Consider the following 10,376-nt stretch of genomic DNA (forward strand, 5'->3'; position numbering starts at 1 on the left):
GTTGAATTTCCTTGTCAGACATAGTGATCAACATCTCTAATTTATATCCAGTCCATGATGGTAAAAACCATCATAAACTAGACATTTTTATTGGTGAGAATATAGACACTTTAAATGGTTTCTAACATTTTTATTGCGTATAACAGCCATTATGTTAAATGATCTGAAAGATTTAATTGCTTACTATAAGACTCATCCCACAATATTGAGATATAACGAAAATGAACGACCAGGAAATTTATCAAAAAATTGGCGAACTTTTATGGTCGGTAATGCCTAAAGAAGCAGTTGAAATTCATTTTATAGGCTGTATTTACTCTGATTATTCCGCAGGAGGGACAGAGTGGTTAACCGTTAAAAATACAATTGATAGCTTTGAAATGGGGGAAAGACCTTACTTAATTGAGGATCAACTAATGGATCATATTCTAAATTTGAACTCATTAGATATCTTTAAAGAAAAGTGGACGCATTTTAGATTTAAATTGACAGATCAAGGTCGATTTAATGCTGAATTTGGATATATTCCAAGAGAAGATAGTTGGGTCAATTTATATATGAAAGGAATTAGCGATCTTTCTGAGGAGGAGTTAGATAAAGATTATCCCTATATTCCTAAAGAACTGTGGGAAGAAAGAGTAAGAGTTAAGAATAGTTAAAATTAACATAATACACCTTATACGAAATGCGTTATAATTATCCTTATAATTCAACGCTGTAGTTTCTAGTTGATAGCCCATCTTCCCCAAGTTGGGCTTTTTTTATGATTTTTCACGTTCCACGCTTAATAAGTGAGCAATGTTCCACACTTTTGTTTAGCTAAAAATAACAATAAAACCTTACTCATCTGTAAAAACTGCCCGAGCTAAACGGCCCAATAGTCCCCTTTTTTTAGGTTCCGGTTCAACGTGTTCAGGAATAGGTATACGCTTGTTGTCTTCCCCAAAAGTAGTCAATGCGTCATAGTTCGACTCAATCTCTGGCCGAGGATCTGTTGCTATATTTAGATTAGTAGATTCATTTAGCTTACTAGTATTTTCTTGTTTTGGCTGTTCTAACGTGCCTTTAAACTCAATTCTATGAGTGAGATCTTCAATATGTTGCATCAAAGACTTTTCTCTTTGATTTGCTAAATCTAACTGATTTTTGAGTAAAGAAATTTGATCTTTTAATACATTTTCAACTTCAGACTGAACGTGTACCTGTACATCCTTCTGGACTTGTTCAGTACGTGTACTGGACTGAACACTAACTGGATTGCCATAAACTCTGATAAGTTCCGATAAGTCTATAAGTCCATCATGATCTCTTGATAATTCACCACTTTTTATAGATTCATAGATTGTTGTTCTTGATTTTTTAAAAGCTTTACTTGCGTCCATTATGCTAAATTTTGTTTTGTTCAATGTAATCCCTCAGCGCGTGTTTAAGGATGTTCATCTGAACATCTTAGCTGAACATATATCTTATTTTGAATTAAATCGTACTTTTCTAGGTATAGCAGCAATTTTTCAAACTTTTTGTTCAATAGTAAAGTCGATATTGAATTCTGCTAGTTTTTCAATCCATCTATTACCTTCGTTATTTTTAAAATCAATTTTTATTCTTTCTACTAATTCGTCTGTAGTCTCACCAGATTCTTTGAATCTCAAGCTCAATTCTTCACTTTGAATTATCGTTAAATAAACCATTTTTGCAGTTATTTTATTTTGCTCTTGGTTACTACCAGTTTCACTTTGTTGATTAGCTCCAATAGTTTTCTTTTTTCTAACTATAAAATTAACATGACTAGCTTTGCGTCCTTCTTTCTTGACTGCTTTAAACTCAATAGTAAGTTCTGTTTTAGAGTTAATGTCATCAATGTGGGGTTTAAGAATAGTACTTTTGAAATCTCTATATTCTGGGTATGAATTTTCTGCCAGACCTAAAGCACTTTTTAATTCTTTAATGGATACATCGAAATTAGACCGAAATTCATTTTGTACCAAGAATGGGTAAAGTTTTAAACCGTGACCATGTAAGGCAACAGCCGACTTAACTTTAAATTTTGTATACGAATTTTGTTTATTAAAAACATACATAATGTATAGGGCAAAATGCGTGAAAGAAATATAAAAACATCCATCCTTGTATGAGCATGTACTAATGAGTCTTGTTCGAATATCTCGATCTTTTCCAGGATGATAAAAAACTACACTGTGGTCGTAGAGAGCATCTACTACTCGGTTTAAGGCTACATAAGCACTGCTTGGCTTTAAGCCCGTCAATTCAGCATATTCTTTAGCTGTTACAGTGAATTCTGTTGTTTCATTGGGATCTGATGCTAGCCGAACTTTAGGGCTAAAAAAGAATAGCAATTTTAGAATATCGTCTTTTGGTGATTTCTCATGCTTCAATTGCCAGAAAATATTTTGAAAGACAGCATAGTCTTTTGGATAACGTTTGGCAGGTGCTGCAAGAGGAAAAAGAGATTTGTCATGTTCCTCAAAATTTTTAATTTTCTTTAATGATACAGCCATCTAAAATTACTATTCTTCTATTATGTGGTGGTATTTTCAATACTACTTACCCCCACTTATTAAGTCAAGCATATCTTGATTACAACCTAACATTTCGCCCCCACTAATCTAACATTTCGCCCCCACTAATCTAACATTTCGCCCCCACTAATCTAACATTTCGCCCCCACTAATCTAACATTTCGCCCCCACTTAAAGTCAAAAACCTAACATTTCGCCCCCACTTAAAGTCAAAAACCTAACATTTCGCCCCCACTTTAGTGTCTGAAACACTGATATAGCAATACATTGAGACTGGTCGTAAAGCTTTTTAAAAGCTTTTTAAAAGCTATTAAAAGCTTTTAATAAAGCTTTTAAAATTAGTAAATTAAAAATTGCCCTTGGTTTTCGCTACGCTCAAACTCTATTGAATCTCGCTTTCGCTCGATTCGTGGGGCAATTTTTAGTTAATATTCTTGTTACTTTAAGAAAAGGCAAAAGCAACTCGGAATTCGCTTCGCTCATAAGTTTTTTATGCTCGCTTCGCTCGGTCTAGGTGCAAAGATCAGCATGTGATCTACTTTCAATTTGTTGAAGCAAATATTTTAAAAAGCAGTTTTTCAGGGAGTCTAGGCGCAAATTTTCGTTGTGTCGCTCGTAGACACTCGCTAAAGAGGATCTGAGATGAGCAAAGATAAAAAAGATGAAGATTTGGTTTCTCTCTCGATGAAGAACTTCAACAAACCACGATGGTTTAGAGCCAATGAAGATGGTGTCTTTTGTGAAGTAACTTGGGAGGAGTTCTTTAAAAACAATGATGACCCAACAGGGTTAGAAGATTTTATGACAGATCGTGAGTAAGATACACCAAAAGGTGTGGATTTATAGTGCATGGTTTGCTTTATTTGGTGTTTTAACGGTTATTCCTATGCCTACCTACAGGTTTAGATTTAAAGTGTCTTAAAACGCAAATGGTGGGTATTTAGACAACCCACCTCGTTTCGATATTCTGTTGGCTAAGAATATCCGAGGGGGTCTATAAAATGCTTATGACGTATGCACCGTAAAATTTTATCGAAGTGCTGTTTGCCAACCAACTAACACCAAACTTCAAAACGCTGAATTTATTCATAAAATCAGAAAATATTTATCCTATGGTGGATAACAACCTCGAAAAACTATGTCTTCAGAAGTTTAGTTTAGTCCGAGCGACCAACTCGAACAGCAGGGGAGACCAATCCCCATTTAACCTTTTTGACTCTCCTGTGGCTTTAAATCCACAGCCTTCAAGCACTATGACCATGCAGGAAGTAACACACTCAACTACAGTCCCCTGTAGCCTCAACATCACTCTTTCGCAAAACCACGATTCCCTTAACAAGTCATTTCTGACAACGGTAGCTATGGCTTTTAACCAACTTTTGATAAAACAACTCAAAAGAAAATTCTTATTGATTATCAATTTTACCTGTAATTATAGATCACTATCTATTTTACAAATAAAAAAAACAATAACTTATTCAGAATTATGACGGTACAACTTCGGCAAAAAATCTACCTTATATGCGCTACTAAAGATCGCTCCAACACATCTATGCCGATAACTAAAAATTTAGTTATTCAAAAACTTAGGTGACAAAACCTAATGACATAAAAGTGCGTCCCAAGTTATCAATTGAAGTCTTAACAAGCAGTACGTTCATCCACTAAGTTTCTAAGCTTTTTCCTTGCTTTTCGGTACGCAGTTCCAAAATACCGATTCCGCAGCTTAAAAAATATCATCATGGGTAGAACACTTACTTAGCACAGTCGATGAGGATCTCTCCCCACCTTTAACACGTTTAAGCTATACATCGACCTTTCGAGCCAAAATGGAATGTCATCACGACAATTTCACCACCTGACCAAAAAGTGCCACTCTCGCCAGCTTTCACCTTGATCGCCTGTACCCTCTCGAATACCGCAGAAGCCATCGTGTGTGCCACGCACCTCGCCAAACCATAAAGATTCAGCGAAGAACGGTAGTTATTAACGCTACTCTCCATCATTGGATTTCACTCACTATTTCTTCAAAAGCAGGATTTCAGCCCTTTCAGCCTAGAATGGGGTTTAACCCATTCGCCACCTTTCGGTGATTCCGTTTCCTTGTCGCCCAACTTCAAGAACCAACAATGAAGTGGATTGAGTAGAATTTGAGGGTAGGCAAAAGCCACCCCTCATCAGCCCTCATCAAAGCGTACCGAGCCACAGTTAAATGGCAGTCCGCTTCGTCAAGCAGTTTTCAGGCTGTCAACCTTTCCACTGTGAGCTGTTGAAAATCAAAATTTTTAGTGTGCCTAACGGCACACTAAAAAACGGTTAAAGGTCTTTTAGGTGCGTTGGTCAGACACACTTCACAACTGATTTAAAAAGCATAATGCACAAAAAATATGCTGTCTAGAGTCGTTTTGCAGGAACTACTTATTACGCGATTACAAATACCGTCTAAAAGTCCTTAAAACTTGTTTCGCAAGTTCACCATAGCTTCGCTATAGAAAAAGCAAAAAACAGCTTAAAACCAAAAATCCTTTTACTCGATTACAATGCTATTTTTTGAGCAAAAAACCGTGTATTTTGTGAATTAACCCTTGATTACAATAATTGGAAAATAATTGGATGATAATTTTTAGTCCACACACAAAATTCACCATGCAAAGGCTCGCTGACCATGTTGCCAATGGTGCATATTTTTACTTCACTTTTGAGTATGACAGCTCCAAAAAATCCATTGATTCGGTGCTAGAAAAACTGACAGAGCGTTATGAACTGGGTCTTTCTCCAAGACAAAGGAATTACCGCCTTGAAACGGGTCGCCCAATTTGCACCATGATCGTCCAAAGGGATGTTTTTAACGTAGAAAAATGGTTTTTATATTGTCTATTTACCACGCCAACAAGCAGAGATTTCAATACATTCAACGGTATTGAGGTTAATAAACTTGCCAAAGAGTCCGAGCGTTTAAAAATTGCGAATCTTAAAGAGAAGTACAAAGGCTTTAAGTGGGATGTCGATAGTATTTCAGCAGAGTTAAACCTTATTGCAGGCCATTTCAAAGACAATGAACCAAAATTATTTGCTTTAAAGAATCCTGTCGCTGTGAAGCCTACAGCTTTAATAACTTTAGAGCTTTTCAGAGATACGCATAAAACCTATAAACAGCTTATCCTGGGTGATGAGAAAGACTACAAAGATCGAGTAAGGGCTTATACGTGGACTTGGCGGTATACTAAGCAAAGTGTTGAAAAAATTAAGAAAAAATTTATTGATACTATTCACAAATTGGTTAGCCAAAAAACAACAGCTTCGGCAGAGAAGAACAGGGCAGACCTTAAAAATCTTTTTCTTTTGGTGGAAACGTGGTCAGTGTTTAAAGCAAACCGTTCCCAAGCAGGGCAAATACTCCATTTTGCTCATCGTTTTTTACATAAACGAGCAAAAAAAACGTGGAACCAAATCGAACTATCACCGCCCCACTTAACCTATTTACCTCGACTACCGACCTATGCAGATACTATTTATGAATACAACTATCGGCGCGATCTTTTTGATGAGCATGGAGTTGAAGTACCTTTAAAACTTATTAAAGATTATTATGGTGGTAGTTATTACAACACGCCAATTAAAGCCTATGTAGCTAAAGAGTTAGAAATGCGTGAGAACGGCAAAGCCATTGCTCAAAAAGCAGATGAGCTTTACTTACAGGTGCTTGAAGATGAGTAAATCCACCAAGCGAAGCGTAGCTTTTTTTCTTGTCGTCCTGAATTTCGCATAAGAGATTTTATGTTAAATGAGGTAATATTTTTACAAAAGTCAATTGTCAGACTTTAGCTAAAATTAGCTAATTTTTTGAAAATTTTTCTCTCAAAGTCTGACAGTTGCACAGTATATATATACAGTAGATAATGGCTTTAATTTATATATATTAAGTATTTAAAAAGGAATAATGCTGTGGCTAATCTACTCCAAAAAATTTCATGGAATGAAAATTTATATCAAAAACCAGATATATCTGGATATGCAATTGAGAAAGGGAATGATAATTATATTTCTCATTTTGGTATTGGTCATGAAGCATGGAATTTCAATAAAAATGAATTAATTGATGGTAAGGTTTATGGCTATTTGAAGGCTGATGTTTCTAGCTTATTTTCTGAAAAACATAATATTTTCTTTTTTTCTAGGGATAGTAATGGTGATTTATTCTTTGTTGGTTATTACAAGGATTGTAAATATCTAACAGAAGAGGAAAGAATTAAATTAAAAGAAAAAATGGTTGAATCAGGTCTTTTAGATAAAAGAATTAATCAAGTTTACAGAATTCTGAAAAATGAAGACGATTTTTCAGAATGGTCATGGGATGATGTAGAAAGTGAGTTTGGATTTGAAGTCAGTTCTTTTAAATTAGAAGTATTACCTGAAAATATCACGATTTTTGAAAATAAAATTCCTTTCACAGAGCAAGACTGTATTGAAGTTTTGGAAAAGGGATGGCAGGAAAGATACGGAAATTATACGTTAATTACTGATTTAGATAGATTTTTATCTAAATTTCTTATGAAATAATTTAGATATTCTAAAATATTGTTGAGATGAATTCTTGTGAAATATAAAAATGTAGCTTTGGCTTTATTATTAATAACAATGGGTTTTAATACCCAAGCAAAGAATGTAGATTACTATTCAATTTGCTTGGATTTGAGTGGTAACATCAATAACGGAGTGGTAGAGCAGTGTAGTGACTATGCTATTACTAAGTATAAGTCTGAAATTACAACGATTTTTAATCAAGTAAAAAAGAGTAATATTCAAAAATATAATGTACTTAAAAATCAGCAGGCACAATGGTTAAAAAATACCGAAAAAACATGTGAAAACAGTCAAGTACACTATACATATTGTATGCTCGGTGAATATGATGAACGTTTAACTAAATTAAAAAAACAGTTAAAAAATTAAAGCTATTCGGGGTAGTGGAAAACTTTATACGAAATAAAAATGGGAGCGATAAGCTCCCATTTTTACGAATGATTTTTCAATTCATTCAGCATGGCATCACGCAGAATTTTATTCATACGTGTCTGATAACCTTTACCTTGAGCCTTTAACCATTGCATAACGTCTGAATCAATACGAACAGTCGTCACTTGCTTAGTTGGTTTATAGAAAGGATTCTGGACAGCATTTTTCCAGAAGCTGTCATCAAGTTCAGGAATATCTGAAAAATCGATTTCACTGTCTGGACGTTTAGCTAACGCTTCCAGTCTTGCCTTTTGTTCTTCAGACAAAACAGGAGGATTATTCAAATCCATTTTGTAGGTAACGGTTTTGCTCATATTGTTTCCTCTCTTTTTTCTCTGCCTGTCGTGCCGAAATAATGCGGATATGATCAATCCCATTATGATCTTGTACAGTATGAGCCACTAATAAAACTGTCTGGCCGTGTACGAGACCTATCGCTTGCCAACGATATTCACTATTTTCAAAGCGATCCTGTTTGAAGACGGCATAGGCATCATAAAAAACCAAGGTTGCATCTTCGAAAGCTACACCATGTTTTTTGAGGTTTGTATCTGCTTTATGCTCATCCCATGAAAACTCAATTTCCATAGTTGTATCGCTTTTTGTTAATATAAAAATGTTAATACAAAATTGTAAATTTTGCAAAGTTGTTCCACTTTTTATTGGCAAAATATTACAGAATCGAACATAAAAAAGCCGACTTGTTTCAAAATCGGATTTTTGGACATTTTTGGATTTTTCTGGTTTGAATAAGTATCTGATATTTATATTAATATACAAGTGTACTTCGTATAACCACCATTATGTTAAATGGAGGTTAGATTGGTGGAAAACTCCAGTTTTTGAAACTTCAAATAGAAGCTCTTTCGTTCAATTAGTAATTGTAATTTCTATATAAATTTATATTCTATTGAATAATTATTTCATAAATTCTCCTATCATATTTGGCTGCATATGTAGCTACTTCTTGATTAATCTTTTTATGACTTTTATCTACATATGAAAAGATTATTGAATCCTCATTATGCTGCTCATAGTTGATGGCGTATTTATATTCCGAATAAGGATAAAGAGTACCTAAGCTATAAGTTTTTTGAGCACTGATATAAGTTATTTTAAGATCTGTGATTGGGGCATTGGTCCAATTTTTAATAGAAATATATCCATTGTTTTCTAATGGTTGGCATCCTATAATTAAAACTAATGCAAGACAGTAAAATAGGCTATTCTTCATTTTGGTAGTTCTGTTCAATTGGTCTTATGAGTCGACTAATAACTATAACTTTTGAGGTATCACAGCTAGGATCTACTTCAGTTATCCAAGAATAATTATTTTTTTCTAGAGGATAGGATTCTCCGCCTCCATATGCTGCTTTATCACCTAAAAAATAAGTATCCGAATCTACTTTTAGGCTCTTAGTTTCCATATCCCAATCTAGAGTTTTTGTAGCAAAAATTGGCAGAACTTTAGATCCATCAGCATGTTCTAGGTATAGGCATTTACCTTCCCTAATAAGCTTAGCCTCACTATAACTTGCATTATCTGCTCCCCCCGTATATTGAATACGTGGAACAACTATATTTGATTCAATTTTTTCTGTAACTGGACTACAGGCTGCAAGTAAACTTAATAAAATAAATTCTAATCTTTTCATATTAAAGGAATTTTTTGATAAAATAATAATAGAGAAATTAAAGCAAATTATTCCAAAAGGCTCTGATTAAAAATTGTTAAAATTAATAGATATATGAGATAAAATTATGAAAAAATTTTTATATTTTAATTTCTTAGCAATTATTTTGACCTACGTATCTTTGCTTTATCAAAAAAATATATTAGTTGACCGCATAGTTGTAGATAAGCTTGGAGAAGTTGAAGTCATAGCTGGGGGATTTCCTCTACAGTTCCTTATAGATGGTGAAACCTCTCCAGTCGGAAGTATAAGTATCAATCCTTTATTTATTTTCATCGGCATGGATCAATTTGTTTTTCTCAATTTTTTTATTGATTATTTATTTTGGATAAGTATTTTATTTGCTTTTTCTATGATTGTGAAAAAGTACAGAATTGTATAGATCTCCTAAAATTAACATAATACACGTTATGCGAAATTAGAAAAATGAGTTTATTGCACTGATATTTATCTGTTTTTTAAATTTTAGACCTGGGTTGGTGCCCAGGTTTTTTTTGTTATTCACCAATTAAAATGTCTATGTGATAAACCATTTAAAATGTCCTGTTTTTAACCACAAGAGTCAAGCACAGGATTTAACTTTCTTTGTTCAATAACAGCTTTCTGAGCTTTACGACTCGGCATACTTTTCTTGAGACGGGAACGTTTATTCTGTTTCTCCAACTCTTCATGTTGTTGCTGGATATGCGCCAGAACTGAGCCTAATCTTTTATTCTCAACCACTTCATTCTGCTGTAGTCCAGCCAGTTTATTGAAGACGCTATAGTTGATCTTCCGTCCTTCATGCATGAGGGCCACAGTGCCATCCGGGTACTCCAGAAATGAAATGTATTGCCCAACAAGCTTATGATTCAGCTCTGTCGGTTCAAGCAGATAAATACACTTGTCATAGGTGATGGTTAGGTTCTTCGTGACCTTACGCGGTTCCTGCCAAGTGAATATATCCTCCAGCTCAGCATCAGATTCCGTTAAAGATCGATGTAAATTCTTCGAGTTTCTCGCACACTTGGCAAACTTCTGATTGAAGTGCTCAATGAAGCAGGGTAGCCATGCATTGGCTTCGGCAATTGAACTGATGCCTTCCAGACGCATCTCCTTGATCAAACGGTCTTGAAGGGTTCTATTC

At 34.6% G+C, this 10,376-nt stretch carries 13 protein-coding genes and 1 pseudogene; 6 read left to right on the forward strand and 8 right to left on the reverse strand.

Annotated elements, in window-relative coordinates; all coding sequences use genetic code 11:
- Positions 1 to 221 precede the first annotated feature (221 nt).
- Positions 222 to 659, forward strand: coding sequence for an immunity protein YezG family protein (locus FTV08_RS15475; protein WP_163167911.1), 438 nt, complete (start codon positions 222 to 224; stop codon positions 657 to 659).
- A 180-nt stretch (positions 660 to 839) separates the two neighbouring features.
- Here FTV08_RS15475 and FTV08_RS15480 read toward each other — a convergent pair whose 3' ends face one another.
- Complete coding sequence (locus FTV08_RS15480) at positions 840 to 1,406, reverse strand: plasmid replication DNA-binding protein (protein WP_257221282.1); 567 nt, start codon at positions 1,404 to 1,406, stop codon at positions 840 to 842.
- Between the two features lie 105 nt (positions 1,407 to 1,511).
- On the reverse strand, positions 1,512 to 2,519 hold the full coding sequence (locus FTV08_RS15485; protein ID WP_005020928.1) for a replication initiation protein: 1,008 nt from the start codon (positions 2,517 to 2,519) through the stop codon (positions 1,512 to 1,514).
- A 663-nt stretch (positions 2,520 to 3,182) separates the two neighbouring features.
- Here FTV08_RS15485 and FTV08_RS15490 point away from each other — a divergent pair.
- Complete coding sequence (locus FTV08_RS15490) at positions 3,183 to 3,359, forward strand: hypothetical protein (RefSeq protein WP_005020931.1); 177 nt, start codon at positions 3,183 to 3,185, stop codon at positions 3,357 to 3,359.
- A gap of 980 nt (positions 3,360 to 4,339) precedes the next feature.
- On the opposite strand, the gene FTV08_RS15495 is transcribed toward FTV08_RS15490, so the two are convergent.
- A complete protein-coding gene (locus tag FTV08_RS15495) occupies positions 4,340 to 4,483 on the reverse strand; it encodes a hypothetical protein (RefSeq protein ID WP_154648518.1) in 144 nt (47 codons plus the stop codon).
- Between the two features lie 655 nt (positions 4,484 to 5,138).
- Here FTV08_RS15495 and FTV08_RS15500 point away from each other — a divergent pair.
- The 3 genes from FTV08_RS15500 (at position 5,139) to FTV08_RS15510 (ending at position 7,493) form a co-directional block, all read left to right on the forward strand.
- The gene (locus FTV08_RS15500) at positions 5,139 to 6,257 is read left to right on the forward strand and encodes a hypothetical protein (RefSeq protein ID WP_227548720.1); all 1,119 of its coding nucleotides are present in this window, start codon (positions 5,139 to 5,141) and stop codon (positions 6,255 to 6,257) included.
- A 228-nt stretch (positions 6,258 to 6,485) separates the two neighbouring features.
- A complete protein-coding gene (locus FTV08_RS15505) occupies positions 6,486 to 7,100 on the forward strand; it encodes a hypothetical protein (protein WP_180029154.1) in 615 nt (204 codons plus the stop codon).
- A 36-nt stretch (positions 7,101 to 7,136) separates the two neighbouring features.
- Positions 7,137 to 7,493, forward strand: a complete 357-nt coding sequence (locus FTV08_RS15510; protein ID WP_061875359.1) for a lysozyme inhibitor LprI family protein — start codon at positions 7,137 to 7,139, stop codon at positions 7,491 to 7,493.
- A 62-nt stretch (positions 7,494 to 7,555) separates the two neighbouring features.
- On the opposite strand, the gene FTV08_RS15515 is transcribed toward FTV08_RS15510, so the two are convergent.
- From FTV08_RS15515 to FTV08_RS15530, 4 genes are all read right to left on the reverse strand, one after another.
- On the reverse strand, positions 7,556 to 7,870 hold the full coding sequence (locus FTV08_RS15515) for a BrnA antitoxin family protein (protein WP_061875360.1): 315 nt from the start codon (positions 7,868 to 7,870) through the stop codon (positions 7,556 to 7,558).
- Positions 7,833 to 8,144: a BrnT family toxin gene (locus tag FTV08_RS15520; RefSeq protein WP_180087631.1), complete on the reverse strand. Its 312-nt coding sequence runs from the start codon at positions 8,142 to 8,144 to the stop codon at positions 7,833 to 7,835. The genes FTV08_RS15515 and FTV08_RS15520 overlap by 38 nt, the downstream gene beginning before the upstream one ends.
- Before the next feature lie 319 nt (positions 8,145 to 8,463).
- Positions 8,464 to 8,790, reverse strand: a complete 327-nt coding sequence (locus FTV08_RS15525; protein WP_180087632.1) for a hypothetical protein — start codon at positions 8,788 to 8,790, stop codon at positions 8,464 to 8,466.
- Entirely contained in the window at positions 8,780 to 9,211 is a 432-nt protein-coding gene (locus FTV08_RS15530; RefSeq protein WP_005108844.1) for a hypothetical protein, read from the reverse strand. Before FTV08_RS15530 ends, FTV08_RS15525 begins: the two co-directional genes overlap by 11 nt.
- 106 nt (positions 9,212 to 9,317) lie before the next feature.
- Between FTV08_RS15530 and FTV08_RS15535 the strand changes: the two genes are divergently transcribed.
- Complete coding sequence (locus tag FTV08_RS15535; RefSeq protein ID WP_005108843.1) at positions 9,318 to 9,632, forward strand: hypothetical protein; 315 nt, start codon at positions 9,318 to 9,320, stop codon at positions 9,630 to 9,632.
- Between the two features lie 167 nt (positions 9,633 to 9,799).
- On the opposite strand, the pseudogene FTV08_RS15540 reads toward FTV08_RS15535, so the two are convergent.
- Positions 9,800 to 10,376 (reverse strand): annotated as a pseudogene (locus FTV08_RS15540) (ISNCY family transposase); the annotation flags it as partial.

This window comes from Acinetobacter sp. YH12226, assembly GCF_013417805.1.
Lineage (GTDB): Bacteria > Pseudomonadota > Gammaproteobacteria > Pseudomonadales > Moraxellaceae > Acinetobacter.